26 protein-coding genes are annotated in these 22,204 nt (G+C 39.9%); 11 read left to right on the top strand and 15 right to left on the bottom strand.

Going from position 1 to position 22,204, the window contains the following annotated elements; translation table 11 throughout:
- Positions 1–139 precede the first annotated feature (139 nt).
- The 9 genes from FZF08_RS07140 to FZF08_RS07100 form a co-directional block, all read right to left on the bottom strand.
- A complete protein-coding gene (locus tag FZF08_RS07140; protein ID WP_159467956.1) occupies positions 140–595 on the bottom strand; it encodes a M15 family metallopeptidase in 456 nt (151 codons plus the stop codon).
- Entirely contained in the window at positions 595–1,119 is a 525-nt protein-coding gene (locus tag FZF08_RS07135) for a hypothetical protein (RefSeq protein ID WP_159467955.1), read from the bottom strand. The genes FZF08_RS07140 and FZF08_RS07135 overlap by 1 nt, the downstream gene beginning before the upstream one ends.
- 65 nt (positions 1,120–1,184) lie before the next feature.
- A complete protein-coding gene (locus FZF08_RS07130; RefSeq protein ID WP_159467954.1) occupies positions 1,185–1,625 on the bottom strand; it encodes a hypothetical protein in 441 nt (146 codons plus the stop codon).
- A complete protein-coding gene (locus tag FZF08_RS07125) occupies positions 1,615–2,052 on the bottom strand; it encodes a hypothetical protein (RefSeq protein ID WP_159467953.1) in 438 nt (145 codons plus the stop codon). The genes FZF08_RS07130 and FZF08_RS07125 overlap by 11 nt, the downstream gene beginning before the upstream one ends.
- Before the next feature lie 35 nt (positions 2,053–2,087).
- Positions 2,088–2,363, bottom strand: a complete 276-nt coding sequence (locus tag FZF08_RS07120) for a hypothetical protein (protein WP_159467952.1) — start codon at positions 2,361–2,363, stop codon at positions 2,088–2,090.
- Positions 2,335–2,688 (bottom strand): hypothetical protein, encoded by a 354-nt coding sequence (locus FZF08_RS07115; RefSeq protein ID WP_159467951.1) that lies wholly within the window; start codon positions 2,686–2,688, stop codon positions 2,335–2,337. Before FZF08_RS07115 ends, FZF08_RS07120 begins: the two co-directional genes overlap by 29 nt.
- Positions 2,689–2,702: 14 nt before the next feature.
- Entirely contained in the window at positions 2,703–4,478 is a 1,776-nt protein-coding gene (locus tag FZF08_RS07110) for a hypothetical protein (RefSeq protein ID WP_159467950.1), read from the bottom strand.
- Positions 4,479–4,504: 26 nt separating this feature from the next.
- A complete protein-coding gene (locus tag FZF08_RS07105) occupies positions 4,505–7,090 on the bottom strand; it encodes a hypothetical protein (RefSeq protein ID WP_159467949.1) in 2,586 nt (861 codons plus the stop codon).
- The gene (locus tag FZF08_RS07100) at positions 7,087–7,554 is read right to left on the bottom strand and encodes a hypothetical protein (protein WP_159467948.1); all 468 of its coding nucleotides are present in this window, start codon (positions 7,552–7,554) and stop codon (positions 7,087–7,089) included. The genes FZF08_RS07105 and FZF08_RS07100 overlap by 4 nt, the downstream gene beginning before the upstream one ends.
- A gap of 107 nt (positions 7,555–7,661) precedes the next feature.
- On the opposite strand from FZF08_RS07100, the gene FZF08_RS07095 reads away from it, so the two are divergent.
- The 11 genes from FZF08_RS07095 to FZF08_RS07045 all read left to right on the top strand — a co-directional run bounded on the left by FZF08_RS07095 (position 7,662) and on the right by FZF08_RS07045 (position 17,617).
- Entirely contained in the window at positions 7,662–8,354 is a 693-nt protein-coding gene (locus FZF08_RS07095) for a hypothetical protein (protein ID WP_159467947.1), read from the top strand.
- Between the two features lie 11 nt (positions 8,355–8,365).
- Positions 8,366–9,034: a hypothetical protein gene (locus tag FZF08_RS07090; RefSeq protein WP_159467946.1), complete on the top strand. Its 669-nt coding sequence runs from the start codon at positions 8,366–8,368 to the stop codon at positions 9,032–9,034.
- A 50-nt stretch (positions 9,035–9,084) separates the two neighbouring features.
- A complete protein-coding gene (locus FZF08_RS07085) occupies positions 9,085–10,167 on the top strand; it encodes a major capsid protein (RefSeq protein ID WP_159467945.1) in 1,083 nt (360 codons plus the stop codon).
- Positions 10,167–10,502 carry a hypothetical protein gene (locus tag FZF08_RS07080; protein WP_159467944.1) on the top strand — a complete coding sequence of 112 codons (336 nt, stop codon included), beginning with the start codon at positions 10,167–10,169 and terminating at the stop codon, positions 10,500–10,502. Before FZF08_RS07085 ends, FZF08_RS07080 begins: the two co-directional genes overlap by 1 nt.
- Positions 10,499–10,828, top strand: coding sequence for a DUF6706 family protein (locus FZF08_RS07075; RefSeq protein WP_159467943.1), 330 nt, complete (start codon positions 10,499–10,501; stop codon positions 10,826–10,828). The genes FZF08_RS07080 and FZF08_RS07075 overlap by 4 nt, the downstream gene beginning before the upstream one ends.
- A 1-nt stretch (position 10,829) precedes the next feature.
- Positions 10,830–11,153: a hypothetical protein gene (locus tag FZF08_RS07070; protein ID WP_159467942.1), complete on the top strand. Its 324-nt coding sequence runs from the start codon at positions 10,830–10,832 to the stop codon at positions 11,151–11,153.
- Positions 11,144–11,587: a hypothetical protein gene (locus FZF08_RS07065; protein ID WP_159467941.1), complete on the top strand. Its 444-nt coding sequence runs from the start codon at positions 11,144–11,146 to the stop codon at positions 11,585–11,587. The genes FZF08_RS07070 and FZF08_RS07065 overlap by 10 nt, the downstream gene beginning before the upstream one ends.
- The gene (locus tag FZF08_RS07060) at positions 11,584–11,997 is read left to right on the top strand and encodes a hypothetical protein (protein ID WP_159467940.1); all 414 of its coding nucleotides are present in this window, start codon (positions 11,584–11,586) and stop codon (positions 11,995–11,997) included. Before FZF08_RS07065 ends, FZF08_RS07060 begins: the two co-directional genes overlap by 4 nt.
- 33 nt (positions 11,998–12,030) lie before the next feature.
- A complete protein-coding gene (locus FZF08_RS07055) occupies positions 12,031–12,546 on the top strand; it encodes a hypothetical protein (RefSeq protein ID WP_159467939.1) in 516 nt (171 codons plus the stop codon).
- 66 nt (positions 12,547–12,612) lie between these two features.
- Entirely contained in the window at positions 12,613–13,110 is a 498-nt protein-coding gene (locus FZF08_RS07050; RefSeq protein ID WP_159467938.1) for a hypothetical protein, read from the top strand.
- A 223-nt stretch (positions 13,111–13,333) separates the two neighbouring features.
- Positions 13,334–17,617, top strand: a complete 4,284-nt coding sequence (locus FZF08_RS07045; RefSeq protein ID WP_159467937.1) for a tape measure protein — start codon at positions 13,334–13,336, stop codon at positions 17,615–17,617.
- Between the two features lie 94 nt (positions 17,618–17,711).
- Here FZF08_RS07045 and FZF08_RS07040 read toward each other — a convergent pair whose 3' ends face one another.
- From FZF08_RS07040 to FZF08_RS07015, 6 genes are all read right to left on the bottom strand, one after another.
- Positions 17,712–18,557 (bottom strand): hypothetical protein, encoded by an 846-nt coding sequence (locus tag FZF08_RS07040; protein ID WP_159467936.1) that lies wholly within the window; start codon positions 18,555–18,557, stop codon positions 17,712–17,714.
- Positions 18,547–19,107: a hypothetical protein gene (locus FZF08_RS07035; protein WP_159467935.1), complete on the bottom strand. Its 561-nt coding sequence runs from the start codon at positions 19,105–19,107 to the stop codon at positions 18,547–18,549. Before FZF08_RS07035 ends, FZF08_RS07040 begins: the two co-directional genes overlap by 11 nt.
- Before the next feature lie 170 nt (positions 19,108–19,277).
- A complete protein-coding gene (locus FZF08_RS07030) occupies positions 19,278–19,892 on the bottom strand; it encodes a hypothetical protein (protein ID WP_159467934.1) in 615 nt (204 codons plus the stop codon).
- Positions 19,889–20,080, bottom strand: a complete 192-nt coding sequence (locus tag FZF08_RS07025; protein ID WP_159467933.1) for a hypothetical protein — start codon at positions 20,078–20,080, stop codon at positions 19,889–19,891. The genes FZF08_RS07030 and FZF08_RS07025 overlap by 4 nt, the downstream gene beginning before the upstream one ends.
- A gap of 16 nt (positions 20,081–20,096) precedes the next feature.
- Positions 20,097–20,930, bottom strand: coding sequence for an AAA family ATPase (locus FZF08_RS07020; RefSeq protein WP_159467932.1), 834 nt, complete (start codon positions 20,928–20,930; stop codon positions 20,097–20,099).
- Positions 20,930–21,946: an RNA ligase gene (locus tag FZF08_RS07015; RefSeq protein ID WP_159467931.1), complete on the bottom strand. Its 1,017-nt coding sequence runs from the start codon at positions 21,944–21,946 to the stop codon at positions 20,930–20,932. Before FZF08_RS07015 ends, FZF08_RS07020 begins: the two co-directional genes overlap by 1 nt.
- Between the last annotated feature and the right edge of the window lie 258 nt (positions 21,947–22,204).

Genomic DNA, 22,204 nt, shown 5'->3' with positions numbered 1-22,204 from the left:
AAAAACAGCTAGCATTTGTATCACATCTTCTATATCAGTTGTTGTTCTCACTCTCGATCGCGCGTTTATTTTCGCCACCTGTTCAATTATTTTAATTCTTGATTCAAAGTTATCAATATTTGCTAGGAAGACAAGCCTATTACGCAGGAACAAAATTGTCTCCCTGAAAATGCATCCCATCAACGGATGCCTTCGACCAATCCGCACCACAAATCCAGCCATTGCGTCTCCAAACATCCAAGAACTCATTTGACCAGGAAACTTTTCCATGAAAAGTATTCCATGCAGCATTCAGATCAACCGCAATGCCCCAAGAATGAACAGAAATCCCGGATTGTCCACGTTTGGTGCGAACATTAAAGCATCCATCCCATGTCTTAATTTCTTTGTGAAGACCAGTCGCAATCAACTCACGCATCGTGTCTTCAAAAGGCTGGATGATCAGGTAGTTCATGTAAACCTTATTGGGTAGGGCAGGAATTTCTTTGTTGATGTCGTCTGGGATATCCCAGTATTCCATCCATTTTTTCTCAAACGTTTTGAGAGCCGTATATGGGTTACCGAGCTTCGCAATTAATTCTTTTTGTGTTTTCATTAAAATAGTAGTGTGTGAAGAATGATGATCAGCCACATGGATAATTTCCAAAGGGCAAAAAGAAGGATGAAAGCAAGCAGGATAAAAGAAGCAGTATAATAAACCGGCACACGTCGTGGCGGTCTCTTGCCAATGAAATCATACTGAGACCATCCTTGAATCGAAACCCAGCAGTGTCCTCCTTTTTCCCAGTTACGATAATCAATCAGGTTCAATGTACCGGCAAGTCCCATGCCCAAAAAAGCTAGTTTGCCGTTCACCCAGTTTTTCCCAGTGGCAGAGCTGATTGTTTCATTCCGGGCACCGTAGTGGTAGCCGCCTTTTTTGATGAACAGATCATTGAGCATAGTCGCATATGCGATGTTTCCATATACATCTTCTGCGTAGGCCGCATTTAGGAATGATCGGTTGATGTAATTCCAGCCACCTTTAAAACGGATTGCTCCTGCGATGGTGTGAAAGAAAGCGGGTATGGAAAGAAGATTAGAAAGTATTTTGGCTAAAAGCCAGAGGACAATGCCCATTTTAATTATTTCTGTTATAATTGTGTGTATGATTTTGTAATCGGCGGGGTCTCCGCCGACGGCCTTTAAGGCTTGTTAATGAAGTCCTTCATCCTCATTAAGACTGAGCGTTTCGGCTTTTTTTTAAAAGGGATCGAGTCAGGAAGAACCGGTGGGTTGACGACCAAGGAAGGCTTTGATTTTGGAATCAGCTCAACTATTGGGGTTTTGCGGTACTGTTCAAATCGTGCAATTTTCTTTTTGACATTTACGATTGCCCTTTCATTGCTGGCTTTTAACATGCTATCGAGCGAAAGAAGGCTGTCAAGTTTATCCAGTCGTTTTGCTCTGACAACAAGCTTTATCTGAGTGCTGTCAGGTAATTTAATACCGGCAGGAATTTGCAATGAATCTACTTTTGATAATTGCTGCGTTGGACTTTGTTGAGATTTTACGCCCATAGCCAGCAAAATAACGAGGCAAGCCAAAGGCAACAAAGTTATCCAGGTTACATGTTTAGTTTTCATTGGTTTGATTGTTTGGAGTAATAGTTGGTGTTTTGACAGTTGGGATCGTTTCGGAAAGCTTCTGAATGCTGACCGCTTGCTTTTTGGTTGATTTTATACTTCCTTTTATGCTTTCTTCGAGAAATTTTATCCTTTCCTGATCCTTTATTGCAGTTGCGTCAGTGCGCACCACAACAAGGCTGTTGCAATCATCTTTCTCCTTTTTCATATCCTTATACAGATCTTTCCAAAAGGATATTTCTTTGCTGTCGGCTGTGAGTTGATTGGCTACTGCGACTTCCTTTTCTTCATCCTTATTGCCTAATTTGTTATTTTGCCAGACGATGACGCCCGACAGAGATAGCAGTGCCGTAAGAAGCATGTAGATGATTGCCTGGGTAGGCTTTTTCTCGGTTAAGTCGGTGATTTTATCAATATTATTCTCCACGCTGGTAGTGAGTTTTGCTTTGTTAGTGTGTGTATTTATTGGCTGGCAACCTTTGCAATAACTCGAATCAGCGTGATTGCAGCAGCTCCAATTATTGCTCCTTTAATGCCTTTCCTTCGCCCGGCCTCTTTTTCGGAGTCAAGTGCCGTCTGGCATTCAGACACTTTTGATTCATGCAGGATGTTGTCGAACATGTGGGAACGTTTTTCTGATTCATAGGCCTCAGATTGAAGTTTATGTGTGATTTGCAATTGTCGGACATAAGGTTTTAAAGCTTCGAATTTAAGGGTGCTGTCTTCTAATGCTGTCACGTATTTCACCTGCTCTAATATCACTTTTGACTCTTGCCCGTAGCACGCTGCGACGGATAACCATAGCAAAACTATCGGTGGCCATATCTTTTGCCAGGCTGTCAATGTTTCCTTCATGAATTTTTAAGTTTTGTTGTGCATCTTTTAAATTATTATCTGCCTTGATTACCTCCTTTCTCCAATAGTCTGCACTGTCCAAAGCAATATCAATTGGCTGTTTTGGAGCTTGATTTTGTCTTTTAAATTGGACGTAAAGCACAAAACAAGTAATACTTATCAGTACAATTCCGCCTGCAATCAGGATCTTTTTAAAGTTTGGTTTCATGATAAATTTTAATATTATTCTATTTTTATCCTTACTTGTTTGTCTGTGCCGCCACCGTTTGAAGACCATAGTGACCGGTATCCCTGATCACCTGAAAAACTTGTTATCGGAAAAGTAATGGTTGGCACTGAGGTAATCGGTGGAATCGTTGTAGACTTGACATAGTCATTTTGAAGCACCCAAAGCGCCGGAGCTAATTGAATGATATTATTATTCGTGCCATTTTCCCCAAAACTATAAGCCAAGGCGAAATGTATAATCTTGCCGCCTCGCTTAAAGAATGAAGAACCGTATTCGAGTAAATGACCAGAATCGGTATTATTCCCGTAATTGGTAGATCCGTCCGTTGAAAGATCTTCGGGGTCAAATTCAATTCCAGCTTCTGCGTTGGGGAAGGTGCCAAGATTTACATCAGCTGAAAGTAGCTTAGTACCTAGATCATACCTATTTGCGCCTTCGGATGAATACATCACATCGCATCCGGCAAATATCTTGTTCAATCGGTAAGTCATGTACCAGGCTGATTGCGCACCACCTGCGTCGGCATAGAATCCACATGCTTTTACCCCGCCCTCATGCACTGCATCTCGGAATGTCGCATGAAGATTTACTAATCCATCCGTTATGAAATCATACCATAATTTGCCATTTTCAGTAGTCCAGAAATACCCAGTATCGTATGCATTAGCAATGTTTGGAGTAACTGGTGGCGCTAAACCTGCATGCCCATTGGCCGCTGCATAAGTTGCCCATGCTGATCTATCTACGTCAGAATATCCGGTTAACTCACTGAAAGCTGATGGTGCGTAGGTCTGTACAATCGGGTTCCAAAATTCTTCACTATTCCCATAACCCATAGATATATAATCCGTGTCGTTGGGATACTGAGCCATTATTGAAGCTAGATGTTTTATCATAGCCCTGAACTTTGACTTTGCAATGACGCTATATGGTGCCAGCGTTATCTTATCGATTTCTGTTATCCATATTGTCCCGCCAGATCCTTTCGCGCGCTCGCTCTCCGGAATGAATCCATCGGTAGCTATTCTAAGAGGAAATACGCAGATAGCTAATTTGAGGCCTTTGCTTTTACAATAATTTATTGCCGCAATCAACTTTGCATCATTATATAAACCCTGGGAAGGCTCATAGTCCATCCACTTCATACATAGCCTTACCCCGTTGATGCCAGAAAACGTAACACCATTATAATTCAGGCTTGTAAATGCTTCTATTCTTTTTCTCCAATCCTGATCGATACCATACGGGTCAGATGCGCTAAATCCATACCCTGATGTATTCATATAAATTCTTCTTCCGGAAGAAACAATAACCGGGGGAGCTTCTAAAGTGAAACTTACAGGCGCAGGAGTTGTAGGGCATCCAATTCCTTTAATACTAAAAGAAAAAGTACCATAACCAATTGAATTGTAAATAATGCTGCGGGTCGGATTTGATGAATTAACCGATCCTGTACGAAGAATACCAGTGCTATTACTTACAGTCCATACAATATCCGGAACATTCAAACCTGACCAGGTGAAAGTCAGGCCTGTTGGACTTGTGGAAGAAACAGACTGAATATTTGGACCTGAACAAATAGGCGAAGGAGGAGTAGTTACTCCGCCAGTGTCAACAGGAGCTTCTATACGATTCAGCAGAGTTTCCAGGTAGACCTTTACCCATTCCTGAGTTGCTGCACGGCCTCCGTTACTTATGTGAACATTTACTTGCCCAAAGGATAAACTTTGAACAAGTAATAAAATTATTATTCCGGTTAATCTTTTCATTAAAAAGTGTGTATGTTATCTGTTAATCAAGGTTCGTAAGCCACCACCATTGTACTTCCAGCCACTTGACCCAGGTTGAATTGGACACCGTTATAAGTTATAATCACGGTTTCTATTACAGAAGGATCAATGTTTGTGTTATAATAGAAAAATGCTTTTTTGGTTCCTGGAATACAAAGCGCAACTCCTTTATTTGCTGCTAACGCTTCATTGAAATAGCGGTTGTCGTAACGTGGAACTCCTTTTATAGGCAACCTCCGTTCTGTTGTTGAGCTGGTAAAAGGCACGCCATTTGCTGTGTAATCACAGGCATAAATTTGTCTTCCAGCCTGGTTTAGGGTAGGGATTAACCGGGCATACATTCTACTACCAACCACCCCGGCATCAAGACAAATACCCGTGCGCCTCCAGTCAATATCGCTTACTTTTTTCGCTCCAAATGCTTGCCAATAATACCATGAATCGTAAACCAAAAGCGAAAAGAACGCGTCAAATTTCATTATTTCGGCGGGCGTATCAGGGTAATCGTAACTGATACTTCCATTCGCCAAAAGGGTTCCCGAATCTTTATAAGGAACATCCGCCCCGTGTGCATTTGACTGCATAAGGTCGGTAGCGAACAACATTTTTGCTTTGTTTGGCGTCGCATTTATAGTAACCAATGCTTCCCAGAATTTCGCTGTTCCCCTTGCAGGAGAAAGACCAGTTATAGCGTAGTAATCACCGATTACAGTGCCACGGTAATTATATGCACCCTGGGCGTATTGTTTAAACCCTGTATTATTGGATCCATCTACATTTTCAAGGTTATTTACAACATTAGAATTTGTCAAACTTAGTGCATAGGATCCTAAAGGATCTTTCCCGTTCAACCCAACATTTTGAGATCCATAACCATAATCACCAAGTAACTGAACTTTGGTATATCCAAGCGCCGCTACTCTTTCATTAAATCGTTGGTAAAAACATTCCCTCGAAGGTGCAAATTGCGGGTACAACCCTTCTGTAAATTCATCCGTATAAACGCAGCCTTCGCAAATAAAAATACCATCTGCAACAGTGCGGGCCTGTTCGCAAGTTGCTTGACCACCGTACGGTGTAAGCTCAATCCCATAAACACCTTTGATTATATTATAATAATCAGTACTTGAAAGGTTGAAAGAAGGTAAAATACCATGCGTGTCTACCCCTGGAGTCGGAGCTCCGTTTGTGTAAATACCGGCTCCGTGAAGGTTTTGCCACCAAAGGTGATTAATACCTCCGGCCGACAAATGGTCTGCTGTTTCTTGCGCTGTATTTCCAGCCGGAAAAGCATGTAATGTAACTGGCTTATCTGGTGAGTAACTGGAAGGGTTGAAATAGAATTGAGGCACATATTTACTAGCATCTAACCACGAAGGGTTATTATCCCGAACCAAAGAGCCTGTATTTAAATCAACCCCGTTATTTGTCGTTATCTGCGTAACAGCCGTGGCAAGCAACCAAGAACCGTCTGCGTTGGGGTTTTCATTTGCGTGAAGCCAAATATCCCAGCCTCTGTTCTTGAAATCGGTATGAGAATTAGAACCGGCCCAATTTACGTCAGCATATTCTTTCCTTACCGTAAGAAGAATACCGTTTGGAATAGTAACATTCTTAAATGATTTAATCGAATTATCTGAATTTTTCCAAGGAACTTCATTTAACCAGTAAAGGGCCCTATATTTCCGGCCGTTAGCGTTACGGTAGGTTATGCCAGATTCTTGGTAATCGTCAGCGGTATTATCAGAATAAACACCATTTACATTTGAAATTGTAACAAGTAACTTCGGAACCTGTGAAAAAGCAGGAATTACGTTATTCTGAACAGGCGGAGTTCCTGGGTCTATTCCTCCGGGATCCTGATAAACAAACGTTTTGCTACTGGAACCTATACAGCTCGTTCCTATTAAATCAAGTGTATAATTTCCGTACGGAATTGCGCTGTAAGTGAAATTTAAAGTTGACGAGGTAGGCGTTAGATTTCCACTTCGAATTGTCGCTCCTGCTCCATTTTTAATTCTCCACAATACTTCAAATACCCCGTTTCCGTGAAAAGTAGCAGTAAGCGCTGTTGCCTGAACATTGGTAATTGTCAGCAAAGTAGGTCCTGATGCGCACGGAACCGTAGGATTTGGATTCGAAGGATCTGTTGGGTCCGTTGGATCAGGGTTATCCCCACCTCCCAGATTGTAATTGAAACCCACGTAACATGTAGGGTGCAAGGTAGGCCTGATTGTTATTCTGACTGAATCAAGCCGTGGAACACCTTCGATACGCATCCTTTCACCAACAGTATAGGGTACCGCGTTCCAAAACCACGTTTGCTCACCCTTTACAATCCTGATTGAATAGTTGTTCAGGTTTTGAAGCGAGACGGTTAATCCTATTTCAATAGCAGAGCCCTCTTGAACGATGGTGTCAATACGTAGATCACAATCAGAGATATTGTATTTCTCTAATTGATCAAATAGATAGTTCTGAACCCATTCTTCTGTTGCGATATTGCCGGAAGAAGGGTAGGTTATTACAGATTGAGAGAATATCGGAAGGGCTGCTACAAGTAGTAGCAGACTTAAAAAGTACTTTCTCATTTTTTCTTAATGGTAAAGTCTTTTGAATCTTTCCCGGTGCAGGTATTTGCAGTTACCGTCAGGTGGTAGTCCCCAGGGGGCAGGCTTTGATATCCTATCTTAATGATATTACTCGTTGGCTTCAAAGAACCTTTCGTCACGATTTCATAAATCGGCCCTAGTAGAAGATAATCCAATCCAAAGACATCCTTTCCGTCAAACAGTATTGAAATTCCAGTCATGGTGTCGAAGGTAATCGATTGAATCGTTGGCCCCCGTAAACAGTTCGGCAAAGGAACGACTGAATCCGGAATATTTTTAGTCCCATTCGAATGCACCGTTGACAATGAATCTATCTTTTTGGTGACAAGAGATTTGACCCATTCTTCGCTGGCAATATTTCCCGCAGGAAAGGTTACAGTAACCTGAGCACGAGCACTTCCCAGATATAGTATTCCAATTAAAGCAAAAATTAAGTTCTTCATAGTGTGTATGTGTTTTACCCAACAAAGATAAAAATATATTTATATTGTAAGTATAAAATATTATTTATAGTTTTGTCCTGACACTACACACACACATCAAATTCTTCATGAAAGAGAAATTACGCTTAGCGCTTGTAAATAAGTACAAATCACTTGGGTACAGCCAGAAAGCAATTAATGTGGTTCTTGAATATCTCGAGAAAAGCGTTAAAGAAGAAACCGAAATCGACGAGGCTGTTGACGGGGTCGGTGCAATGTTAAAAGCTTTCCAGTCCGAAATTAACCGAATCGCTGCTGCTGAAATCGCTGCAAAGGATAAGGAAAAAGAAGACGAAAAAGAGGAGGCAGCTAAAAAAGAAAAAGAATCTTCCGCCGGGGGCAGTTCTGAAAACGGCAAGGATAAATCAAAAGATTCCAATGAGGTGCCGGAATGGGCAAAAGGGTTAATTGAAAGCAACAAGGCGCAGTTAGAGGCCAACAAGTTACTTTCAGATAAACTGGCAGCTATCGAATCGGGCAAAACAAGCGAATCAAGGAAACAAATCTTTGAAACGAAGCTGAAAGACTTCAATCCTATTTTAAAGGATGTATACATTGATAATTTCGATCCTTCGAAATTTGAAACAGATGAAGCTTTTCAAGAATATGTGACTGCTACGGAAGCAAAAATTTCCCAGGCGTCTCAAAAGCTTTCAGATCTTGGTTTGGGACAATCCGGTCGTCCATTTACTCCTGTTGGAGGTGGTGCTGGAAAAGAAGCCTCCAAGGAGGAGGTTGATAGCATCTTTGGTGCACTTTAAAATCAGAAATCATGTCCGTAGTAAGTTTAAATCGCGATCGAAAAAATTATTCGACTGAAAACGATAACATCGTAATCGTCGAAATGCTCGAAAGTTTAAAGGGTGGCCGATCCCTTGACGTTAATGGATATCCATTGCATGTCTTAAAAGCAGGCCATGTCATCATCAAAAATTCTACAACTGCTGATCACAAGCCAATGCCGGTTTCAATAGCCGGAGCAATTGTGAAGCTGGGTGCAATCACTGCGGGCACTGGGTATGTAAATGCTGGTACCTATTCCAATGTAACACTTACAGGTGGGACAGGAAGTGGAGCAAAGGCGACTATTGTAGTTGCAGGAGGCTCAGTGATCAGTGCGACTTTAACAACTGCGGGAACCGGGTATAAATATGGCGATAGTCTAAGTGCTGCTGCTGCAAATATCGGCACAGCCGGATCTGGTTTTACAGTTTTTGTTTCCGAAACAGATGGAGCTGCATCTGCCTATACGGCACTTCCTTCGGGACATGAATATGTGGGTATTCTGATTGCGACCATCGAAGCATCAGCTGCGTTTGCTGGTATTTTGGTGCATGGAGCAGTTAATGAAGTAGCCTCACCATTCGCGGTTGCCAGCATCAAAGCTGCATTTAATACAGCAACGGCTAACCGTATACGGTGGACAAGCGATCAAGCCTGATAAGCTGAAATCGCCAATATAATCACACACACACTTTTATATTTTAAAGAATGGAACAGTCATTATTTCCGGACTACGTTAAAAAATGGTTCAAGCCGGTAGTCCTAAGATATGTTCAGGAGTTGAACGGGACTAAAAACCCGCTACCATATCTGCATACGCAATTAACCGAGCAGGTTTTCTCTGTTACTGGTATGTGGGATACGGTTTCTGAACAAAATCAGTTCGTAAGAGCCGATTATATCGCTTTGGATTCACCTGTTCCGACCAAAACATCCGGCGGAACAAGTGCAATGGGCGGTAAGATTCCAAAGGTTGGTATTGAGCGTTGGTTGAACGAACAACAACTGACCGATATTCAAACTACCATTGCAATTGGCGGCACTGAGGGGCAGATTGTAAAAAATCTATTCAATCATACCAAAGCTGTTATTGCTGGTCAGTACGAAACGAATGAAGGTACATTTCTTCGTGGGTTTTCTGAAGGTGTTGCAGAGATTGCTTCTGAAAACGTTGGCGCCGGTATTCGCGTAGACTATGGGTATTATGCCGAAAACAAATTTGGTGCCAACATCCTTTGGTCAAGCCCTTCTACTGCTGATCCTCTTGCCGATATCGACAGAGTAAAGGATAAAGCCAATGGTGACGGAAATTCACCACAGGTAGCTTACCTTGATAAATTCGCACTTAAAAACCTGATGAATAGTGCGGCCTTTAAAGACCGTTATGCTATATCTATTGGTAATTTGGGTACAGTTAAGCCCACACCTGGGCAAGATGCCGCTGTCGCTCTTTTCAAGGCAATCACTGGTCTGGATGTGGTTCTGGTAGACCGTTCAATTCGTTACCAAATCGACGGAAAAACATCTTCTTACAAGCCATGGGCAGAAGGTCGCGTTGTTCTTGCTCCGGCTGGTGTACTTGGATCTTTGGTCTATGCTCGTTTAGCGGAGGAAAACTCTCCGGTTGCAGGTGTGTCTTATGAAAAGGCGGACAATTATATCCAGGTGTCGAAATTCAGAACGAACCGTCCTTCACTTGCTGAGTATACGAATTCTCAGTCGAGATCACTTCCGGTGATTTCAAATGTAGATCAGATTTACACGATTGACACTAAAACTGTTCAAGCGTAATGGCAGGAAAGAAAAAGGATGTTGTTGAAAACCAAGGTTTCATTGTTAAAGATGAATTCCGCGATCGCACCGATTTTAATAAGATTCATTATGTCGGTAGCGATGTCAGTCACCTTGAAAAAAGTGTACTTGAAAGTTTGGTTTCAAGAGGGTTAGTGGAACCTCCTTTGAAAACCGAGATTAAAGCAAAAGCCGATTCTGATAAAGAACAAGCGGATTCTGGCGATAATCAAGGTGAAGAAAGTTCAGGATCCGAAGCAAATTCTGGATCTGGACAGGCGGAGGATAAAAGCCAAACGGCCGATGAAGGCGCCAAAACTAATGAAGCAGAATGACAAACCTTGCGCTCATAAAGCATTTGATCGGCAGCAATGCAAAACTTTCTGATGAAAGGTTAAGTATTGCTGCCGAACTAATTGGATTAAATCCTTCCGAGGAATATTATCCTACTAACAAATGCTTGATCTATGGTTTGGCAATTAATGAAATTCAAACGGATAAAGGAGTCAAGTCAATTTCAGAAGATGGTTTCACGATTCAATATTCTGATTCCAGTTTCGCAAGTTCTTTACTTTCCCTTGCAAAGCAGAGTGGATGCAAAGAATTGATTGATCAGTTTGGAAACGGTCCAAAAATCAGAAACGCTTCAAATCTCTGGTAATATGTTCGCTCAATATCCATACGAATTGTTTCAATATATCCAGACAAGTCCAGGCGGACAGGATGCAGATGGAAATTGGATTCCACAAGCTGCTGAATGGGTAAAAGTTGGTATTTGCAGAAGCAAGGAGAATGGAAATGGTTCTTACATAACGGTCACGGACGGAAATGCTTATGTATATGAGTATTTGATTCTTATGCCTGAGGGAACAACGGAAATTGCCCGAGGGACAAAGATAAAAGTGGAATTGGAAGGGCATATTAAGCTTGAAGGTGTTGTGAAACGATTTGAAACCAAGCAGCTGAATTCAAAATTATGGGTGTAAAATCCAAGTTTACCGCGGCTGATTTCAGGAGAGAGCTTGAAAAGAGGTACCAGAGAATCAATCGCGCGATTATCCTTCAACTTCAGGCGCTAGGTGAAGAACTTGTAAATCATGCCAGGTCGCTGGATACTTACAAGGATCAGACAGGAAATCTTCGGGCATCGATCGGTTATGTACTTATTGTTAATGGAGTTGTTTACAGTCACTATTTCCCTGATTCGAAGCTAGGTGCGGCAACCGGAAGACAGTTAGCTGATGAACTGTCATCTCGCGCCGGAAAAGGATATGCTTTGATCGTAGTGGCCGGAATGGATTATGCGGCAGCCGTTGAATCGATGGGTTACGATGTGTTAACGTCTGCTGAAATGCTTGCATCATCGGAATTCCCGAAACTAAAAGCGAAGATGTTAGCGAAAATTAAAGCAATGAAATGAAAACAGCGCTGGATCAGTCAACTGAGATATTTAAGATTTTAAAGAGTGATCCCACGCTTGCGTATGCCATTACCGGTAGCATTTATAAAAGTGTGAGACCGGCCGATTCAAAGTTGGAGGATATCGTTGTCAATACAATTGCATTAAGTGACGGTAGTCTTCAAAAAGGAGTTTCTAATGTCAATATTCATGTTGTCGATTTGCAGCAAGGACCAGCAAATAAACCATTTTTTGTTCCCAATGAATCCAGGCTTCAAACACTTGTTGAGATTTTAAAGTCTATTCTTAACAATATATATGGTTCAGATTTTAGCCTTTATATCGCCAGCACAGCATTAATCAGACAACCGGAGATTAATCAACACTATATGAATATCAGAATAAATTTCATTTTTGAAAATCTGGAATAATCACACACATTAAAATTTAAAACACACACTATAATGGGAGTAACAAGAGGTACCAGTGATGTCCAGATTGGGACCATCGCTGTTGATGGTGGGGTTGCTACCGCCTTCACTTCAATCGGAGCAATATATGCCGATTCAACTGCGGCCTTAACCCAGGCTGACGCAACAACCAAAGACTTTATGTCTATCCAATCGGATCAGCCATTGGATAAGGACGTAACGCCAGGTGCATTGACCATGATGATTTCTTTAATGAACGTCACATCCGATGACATGGTGGCATTGTTTGGAGGTACTGTAACAGGGACAACCGAAGCAAATAAGATATGGAAAGCGCCATTGCAAGCTGTAACCATCGAAAAGTCTGTTAAGATCGTCCCAAAGAAGGGTAAGATTATTACACTAATCCGTACCCAACTTTCAGCAAAAGCAAATTTCAACCTACAAAAAGATGGGCTTTATCTTGTCGATGTTCTTTTGTCTGTTTTGCAGCCAACAAAGGCATTAACATCGCCTTGGGAATTTGGGCCGGAAGTAGTGGTAGCTTAATCAAAAAAACACACTTAAAATTATAAAAAAAAGCCTCTTAGCCGAGGCTTTTTTTGAATACACACTATGGAAGAAACAGAATTCGATCCGCTATTGGCGGAAAAAAAAGAACTCGATATCATCAATAACAATGGTATGTTCTTTACTGTGACCAAAAGATTTACGGGCTGGTTTAGTAAAAGTAAAACAAGATCTTTCACCATTACGAGTTTTCCATTAGGTGTCATGGACAGGCTCAGTGGCGAGTATATCAATCTTGATCTTGATGAAGAATTGATTAATATAAATCCGCTTCATGAAGTAAAGAATTTAACCAAAGCACACGCATATCGATGCGCAAAGATCGTTGCCATTGCCTGGCTAAATAACAGTCCATTTTATCCATTCCTGGTAAATTTTCTTGCTGGTTATTTCTTTATGAGAATCACGCCGAAGCAGTTACTCCAGTTAACGACCATCATCAATACGATGGCTAATTACGGGGATTTTACCAACTCTATCAGATACCTCAGGACAGCAAGGACCACAAAACCGCAGCTGATAGAGACAAACAGCGAGGACTAAAAAGTCTTCATGGATCACGCGGTTCTATATGCGCACATTTCGGATGGCCCCTGGATTATATTCTTTGGAAAATTCCATATGCCATTGTCATGCGCATGCTCATTGATCAGCCTTCATACGAGTCAGGAAGTGATAAAGACACTAATTCAAAATCCGATAAGACTGTTTCTCATGATGGGCTAATTAACTCTTTGATGAATTACCAAAATAATCTCCCCAGGTAATGAATAATAACAACGGTGCCCTTTCTTTTGAGGCTACAATATTGAATTCTCAATTCAATGCGGCCATTGAAGATATGTCAAATCGTATTCGTGCGCTTACTAATACTGCGGCGACCGAGTCAACAAAAGTCAATGATGCGTTTGGTAAACTTGCGACACTTGCAGGTGGTGCATTTGCATTTACTCAGCTTGCTACACTTCCTCAGAAATTAATACAGGTCCGGGGAGAATTTCAGCAGCTTGAAATTGCATTTGAGACGATGCTTGGAAATAAAACCAAGTCGGACGCCTTATTTGCAGACGTCGTTAAGCTTGCTGCTACAACGCCATTTAATTTAAAAGAGGTTGCAACCGGAGCCAAGCAGCTTCTTGCTTATGGTGTGGCAAGTGAAGATGTTACCAAGACTATGACAAAACTTGGTGATATCGCATCGGGACTTTCTATTCCTTTAAATGATCTTACTTATCTATATGGTACAACCCGAACACAAGGCAGGTTATTCTCTGCCGATTTAAATCAGTTCGTAGGTCGAGGGATTCCTCTAATCAGGCTCTTGTCTGATCAATTTGGAGTTGCGGAATCTGAAGTGAAAAATTTAGTCGAAGCTGGAAAAGTTGGATTCCCGGAAGTTGAGAAAGCAATAAATACGCTTACCCAGTCAGGTGGTATGTTCTCCGGCCTAATGGAGAAGCAAAGCAAATCCCTTACCGGGCTCTATTCCAACTTTGAGGATTCCGTTGAGCAGGCATTTAATAATATTGGTAAAAGTCAAGAAGGGCTTCTTGCTTCAGGTATTGGATTCGCAACTACACTTGTTCAGAATTACGAACCAATACTTGATGTACTGAAAGTTCTTGTTGCAACCTACGGAGCATATAAAGCTGCTATTGTCGCGACCGCCGCAGTTCAAGCCATAGCTGCCAGCGTTGGGCCTGTTAAGTTATTCTTTGAATTGGCCGGAACAATTAAGTCTGCTGCTGATGCTCAGGCATTATTCAACTTAGTTACCGGTTTAAATCCTTACGTTGTAGCAGGAGCCGCACTTGTCGGACTGATTACTGCTGTTGCTTTATTCCGCGATACTACCACACAAGCAGAAAAAGCACAGCAACGAATAGCTGATGTGAATAATGTTGTATCGCAATCATTGTCCGGAGAAAATGCAAAGATTCAAGTATTAACTGCTCAGATAAAAAATGAAAATGCTTCCCGTGAAGACAGAAATAATAAGCTCAAAGAATTAATATCCATTCATCCACAGCTCTTAAATGGGCTGACGCTCGAAAATATTGCTACCTCTGAGGGCACGAAGGTAATTAATGGATATATCGAAGCCAGGAAACGTCAAATTGAAACAGATACGCTTAAAAACGAGCTTGATCAAAGTATCCAAAGACAACTTGATGCTAAAAATGGCAAGAAGGATACAGGAATTGTATCAACTATACTTGGCGCGGCAGCGACGGCCGGGAATGCGGTTGGATCTGCTATTTCAGGAGTTGATTTCGCTAAGATTCAGGCTCAGAATACAATAGCAGCGAATAAACAGATTGTTCAAAGCGAAGGCGAACTTCAAAAGAAAATCCTGGAACGTGTAACTGCTTTGCAGTCCGCCGACGCTGCTAGTTTAAAGTCTTCGGATAATACACAAAAGGTTATCAAGAAAACAGTAGCTTCTTATGATGAAGAAATAAAAGCAAAAAAAGATGCTCAACAAACAGCATCTTCGAGTACAGAGTTTAAGAAACTTCAAGCGGATATTGATAACCTTGAAAAGCAAAAAGCGAGGATTACCGGAGCTATTTCCAAGGAAAGTAAAGCGGCTGCAAAAGAGGCAGATAAATCGGGCCCCTATGGATCTGCTGCGTATTGGGATTACATAGTTTCCAAATCAAAAGAAATACTTGAAAAGACACCGGTTAGCAACACAGGCCAAATTGCTAAACAACAGGCAATACTTGCCGATGCTGAAAAGAATGCGGCTAACGCCCGAAAAAAATTGGCAGTCATCTCATTCGATGAAGAATTAGAAGAAAAGAAGAAGATTTATGTCCAGTATCAGCTTTGGGTTGATAATCTTGGAGCGAAAGCGGCTAATGAGCAATTCGACGGACTGATCTCGCAAGGTAAATCTTATGCCGAATATTTGAAGCAACAAATAAACGAATTTGAATCTTTTCATCCTGATTCGTTGACCGGACAGGAGCAGGAAAAGTTAGTGAAATTAAAGGTTGAGTATTCGGATGTTACCGGTGCAGAAACCCCGCTGGAAAAGTTTCAGAAAAGGCTAGATGATATCAGGACGTCTGCGACTTCTTTGACAGATGAAATTGAAAGGCTGAAAGCTGTTCAGTCCGAGTTAGGCACAACTGATATGTCGCCTGATTCTGTGTTGAAGCGTAAAAACACACAGCAGCAACTCAATGAAGCATCAGCACAAAGAAAAGACAATTTTCGACAATATCTTTTAGAAGTTGCCGGATCCGAGCAAAAGCGTCTTGAAATCGAAAACCGGTTTAAAGATCTGCGGATTGAACTTGAAAAACGTTACGGGAAAGAAAAAGGCGCAGCTTACATCAAGGCTTTAAATCAGATCAATGAGGATGAAATAAAAGCTAATAAAGATCAGGATGTTCTTGTCGCTGAAAAATCTAAGGAATTCAAGGAATTTGCTAAAATAGCCAAGCTTTCAAATGATGAAATAAGCAGAGATAAAGTTATTCAGGCAAGAAAAGATTTTGACGAATTCACTAAAAATCTGGATAAAGAATCCGAAGAATACCGTCAGCACCTGGAAACTCTTCAAAATATTGAAGAAAATTACAAAGCCAAAAGTATAAAAAGATGGGATATGATTGCCGGTGCTATCGGGCAATTAAGCGAAGTATTACAGGAGATGGGTGGCGGAATTGGTTCCGTTGGTTCTGCTTTATCCGGATTAGCGGGGCAGTACGGAAACATAAAGCAGGCATTCGCCACGAATAAGGATGGCACTACCAGCATGAACCAGTATGCTGCGGCAATTCAGGGTGTTATAACAATTGTCGGCGCTTTGGTATCTGCCTCAAAAAAGCGTCATGAAGAGGAAAAGGCATTTGCTCTTGCACGTATTAGTTTTGAAAATGATTACCAACTGGCACTTAATCAGCAAATTGGTCAATCATATGCAGGGAAAGATAGTATTTTCAATAATGATATAGAGGCTAAAATTAAAGCCGGGGTAGCTCAATATCAAGATGCTCAAAAAAAATATCAGGAAGCAATTGACAGGCTAAATGATGGACAAGCAAAAGTAAGACAAAAAAATGTTGTTGATGGTAAGTCTGTTGGGCAGTTAGCCGGAGCAGGTGCCGCAGCAGGTGCTGTCATTGGAGGTATTGTTGGTGTTGGTTTATTTAGCGTTGCAACAGCAGCGGTCGGAGCGGTGATTGGCGGTGCAGTAGGGGCGATTAGTGGGCTTTTTGCTAAGAAAAAGAAAGATATTTTTGGTAATCTACTTGAACAATATCCTGATCTTATATTAAAAGGTGTGGATGGATGGGAGAGCTTAAATGTTGCTATGGCAAAGTCTCTTATCGCAACAGGTCAGGTTGATGATAAAACAAAAGAATTGCTTGAAACTACAATTTCTTACAGTGATGAGCTAGATAAATCAAAAACTCAAATACTAGAAGGACTTTCTGAGTTGACTGGAATGTTAGGCGACAGTATTAGAGATGCTTTGGTTGGATCCTTCCGCGACGGAACGGACGCTGCACTGGCATTCGGGAAGGCGGTTGGTGATGTAATTGCCGATATGGCATCAAAACTTTTATTTACTTCTATTTTCTCTCAAAAATTCAAAGATTTAGAGAAAAGTATGGTGGCTTCATATGGAGTTGGTGGAGATGGTACAATTGTTGATGACCTTGGTGAGTTCTTCGCAAATGGGGATGTTAAGCAAGGTGTAAAGGATTACACTGAAGGCTTAGAGTTAATTAACCAGGAAATGGAAAAATATGGGCTAAAAAATGTATTCGGTGTATCTTCTGGATCATCAGCCGATCCATTACAAGGATCAATTCAAGGGGTATCACAGGAAACTGCTTCCGTTTTAGCCGGATCCATAAATGCCATTAGAATCACCCAGGCAGATTCAAATACAATTCTCCGCAACTCGCTTTTTCAATTAACAGCAATTGCTCATAATACCAGCTACAATGTTTTACTGGTTGATATTAGTAAAAAACTCGACAAGCTAAATCTATTAGATTCTAATTTTAATCGGGAGTTTGGGGGCTGATAAAATAGATATTGAAATTATTTTATTGCCCTACTACTTAGAAGGTAGCGGGGCAATAATTTTTCAATCTGATATTAGTATAATAAGCATTTAACTAATACGCTCTCTGCGGTATCAGTTTAAAAATAGAATCACGATCATCATAAAACTCAATTAACTTATGGTTTGTAATATTAGTTAACTCTTGAAGATAGTCGTTTACTTTATAGGGATTAAAGCCATTAGCCTGGTTGTTTATTATCGCTGTCTTACTAAAATTCTTTGCAGATGTATATTTATTGGATAATTGGAAGTTAACAATCGCCTCACTTGCGCTACCAATAAAATTTCTGGTATGGTAGCCAGTGACATACATTACCAGATAAGTTTGGGATGGTTTTCGTATAATCGCATTAAACTTAACATTATTCAACTCTTCATTATCAACCGACAATGAGTCATTGAGCTCCAAGTCTCCTCCAAATGCTTGCTTAAGAAAACCGTTAACCTCTGTAGAGAATTTCTTTCTTTCAGCAATTGATTTTTCTTCTAAATAAGATATTGACTGGTTGTTCGAAAGAAGACTTATGAAATTACTAACCTCAAACACCATTAAAGCAATTAGGTCTTCGTCGTCCGTGGATTTGTAATTGTAGACAGTTCCGTCTTTATGGGTAGCTATTTTAATGCCGTAGTGTAATCTAATTTGATCTTCTACTCGCACATTAATATCTTCTTCCCCCGGAACATGAATATCATTATAATAATCTCTATCAACCCATCCACCATCTGAAATCACAAATTTTTCCCCCTCTTTACTAATAAATACGGAAACATAGTGATTAGACAATGTTGTTACAGCTGTTATTATTTCGATAGTATTACCTCGAATTTTATAGTCAATCAGATTGCAAAATTGAGATTTTACATTCCTGAAAATTCCGGTTAGATCAGTCTTCATTGTCGAACGTAATTCCAGAATGTAAATCAATTTCTTCATCGGGAAACATTCCCAATTGCTTACTTTGAATTATTTGTGGAATAATGGTATTTTGATTAGTATTAATGTATTTGCAGAAAAAACTCATTCCAAAGTTAATATCTGTTTGCAGATTTTCTTCATTTTTATCAATAAAGTCGTCTCTTAAAGCTCTATTAACACCGTTGGAATCATAGTAATTAATATGAGGCGTCTTAATTTGAGTTCGGTCTAACTTTGTATTTCCGTCATTGTTAAAATGTGAAGGACCATCCGAATCAAAGTAATAGGCTGGACTATCTATAAAATATTTAATAAATATTTTTAATCCATATTTTGCTTCTCTTTTTTTCTTATCCGCTTCAAAAATTATTTCATCATCTGAGTCATGTTCAATGGATGTCCGATATCTACTCCAATTACCCTCCCTGTCTTCAAGAATAATTTGAGGTTCAGTTATGGCCTTCTTTTTGTTTAAAAGTAATTGATATAGTTCGTATTCCAGGCTTATTTTAGTACACTTTTTAGTCATATTGGAAGGGTAATTAAAACGTGAGCTCGCTAGTAAATAAAAAAATGTGATATTACAAAGTTGTATTGTAATATTTTTGATAAAATTTATTAAACGGTTATAAAACAATTCAAAACAAAAAAAGGCGATAGTTAAATCTACCGCCTTTTCTTAAATTTTAATGAATAGTGTCATTTGCTTGGATAATACAGCGCCACCGGATTATTCTTATGAATCTCAACGGATATGCCTTTTTCCTGGCAAAGCTTGTTAAAATACATAACGTCGAATTTATTAGTCACCAAATGGAATCCGTCATAGGTAGGAATCGTGGTTAAGATTTTATTTCCATCAGGCTTGATAGATTCATCTGACAAAATTTGTGACGCAATGGCCATTTCTTCTGGGGAATCACAATCTATAAGCCAAAACCTGTCTTTACTAGTCTGCTGTCCGTTTGCGGAATTTAGAATTCCATTAATGCCAATGTGGTTTTTGGATATTATTCTTTCTGTTATTTGCTTTAACAATTCCAAAGTTATCCTCTCTTCATTCCTTTTATTCAAAGATATTCCAGCCCTACATTTGAATTCTTCACATAGTTGAATTATCTCATCCTGCTTTTGATCAAACTGTTCAAAGTTGAAAAAGCAATACGTTTTTATCAGTCTGGCGCTGTTATTCTTATTCCCAAAAGTAGTCGCGCCATCCTTCTTCCGGAGGATCAATTGACAGTAGTAATAATCACCGTCAGATTCCCAGTTTAGCAAAGATCTTATTTGTTGAAAATTATTGACGGCGTTCATAGATCTGCTACGGTTAAAAGTTTAACTATCCTATCATTGGAAGCAATTACAAACTGAGCAGATTGATTATTCCTTCTCATTTCAAACCACCATTTTATATTTTGCTGCGCATCTTCAATCGACGAAAATGATTTTCCGTTGAAAGACGGGATAAGCTTCCCGGTCGAGTATTGATATACTTTAAACATTTTATTATTAATTAGATCAAAAATCTCCTTCTGCAACCTGTAAACATATTAAACCCATTTGGCGCCAAGTTTCTACCACTTGATTTCTGTCGTCCAGAACGAATTCTATGTTGTATCTTCCACGGACGTTTGCATCGAAAAGTTCTCGTTTGACAATTGAATCCTTTCTGGAATCGCCAGTTGCACGCATAAATAGGCCCACGTATTCTATTCCATGTTTTGACAGGAAAAACTCAGTCTGGGCTCTGTATTTATCCTCACGTCCAGACATGAAAATGACAGTTTTTCCTTTTATAATCCCAGCGACAACGTGATTAAGAAGGTCGTTATCGCATTTTGAAGCGTCGTACGGGTTTCGTCCGTTCAAATTTGCTAGTGTTCCGTCCAGATCGCAGATAATTGCAGATGTAAGGCCATCAATAAACTCAATTATTTCATTTTCAGGTTTTAAAAACTGATTGTGCATGTTTCGGATTACTTTTTCACCTACGGAGTTGGCTCTTTTTAAATCCCATTTGATGCAGGTATCAATTGAGACGTCTGTGAAATCCTTAATTTCCAATTCTGCTTTGCCTCTGATAAGATCATGGATATGTACCTCATGTTTAGGGGCGAGGTTAGTGTCATCTATTATAACGTGCTTTCCTTGTTCAAGTGCAAGGAGAATTAGTGTATCACGCACCTTTATAATGAATTTTTCTGAGTCCTTGGACCAGTTGGAATTATCCATCATTGAGCGGAGATCGTCCTTATTTATTCTTTTATAGGTGTTGGGATTTTTATCGATTATACTTTTTGCCCATGTAGATTTACCTGATCCCGGTAGCCATTTAGTTAATATTACTTTCATTAGATTTCGTTTTTGAATGGTTTTGAATAAGCCGGGCGCACGAGTTTCCAAATTGCCTTGTGAGTACTTTTTTCGTCCAGCATAAGGAATAAAATCGGTGGATATTTCTGAGTTTGAAAGTATAAAGCAGTTTCTTTTCTGGATTCTTTTACCATGAAAACACTATTGCATTGATTCAGTATCTCAGTGAATTTACCAGTTAGTTCCGATTCTGTTTTCTTAACCCAATCATAAAACTCATCAGGCACGCGATCAAGTAATTCATCAAAAGGTTTGCCTTCGGCTAAATACTCCCAAATGGCAATATTCGACACCCCAGTTATAATACGGTGAAGCCGAACATATTCCTTGAATTTCATCTTAAGGCGCATTCCATTGGAGAAAAGAATTACAAAACCTTCATCGTCAGCATTATCAATTTCTCGTATTTTATTAAGATCCGACAAACCATCATATCTATTTACGCACTTAAAGAATGATTGATCAGGTAATGGTAAATCAAGGCCGGTTTCGTTATCAATAATCGCCAATAGGATTATATCATCAAGCTTGCCGTAATTGACTACAATTCTATTTTCTGGGTAGATTATCTCAAAAAGATAAGTTTTATCCTTTTCAAGCTTAGAAAAAGAATGTGAATAATTTCCATGCAATATGCTCGTTGCATGAAGAGCCTGTTTACTTGTAAAGCTTCCTCTCGTAGCGATGTAGGGCTCATTTTCTATCCAATAAAGAATACCTAGCGATCCGTCAAGTTTATCAAAGACTTGAAAAGGGACCAGTGGAATTTCTTCTGGCTTATGCTCTTCGTAATTGAAAAATTTTGAGAATGGGCGAGCAACGTAATTCATTTCGGAATCAAGAATCAATCCGCGAGTTTGCAAAGTGATTTCATTCCACAGTTTTTCATATTGAACAGTGGGTGAATAATTATAGATAAACAAATCAGCGGACGGGTGTTTTTGAACCGTCACCAACTTTTCACTTATCATTTGAAGAAGTAATTCTTTATTCATTTTGTAAAATTAATAAAGTTATTAAACACAAGCCTTCGTCAATTAGTAGCTCTTCTTTTACCAAAATTCAGTTCATCGATATACCGGTCAAGACAAAAAAAACCCAAAAACAGGTACGAGCTGTTAATGGGCTTACGGACTTCTCCGTTGCTTTCGCAAAATATCAGGCTCGTACACCAAAGTTTTGCGATATGACATCACAAATATATGAATAAAATATACTTACAATATAAATATATTATAAAAATTACCTTTTTT

It is taken from the genome of Dyadobacter sp. 3J3 (genome assembly GCF_009801115.1).
Classification (GTDB): domain Bacteria; phylum Bacteroidota; class Bacteroidia; order Cytophagales; family Spirosomataceae; genus Dyadobacter.
Note: the sequence above shows the minus strand (reverse complement) of the source record. Positions and strands in the feature narration are given on the sequence as shown.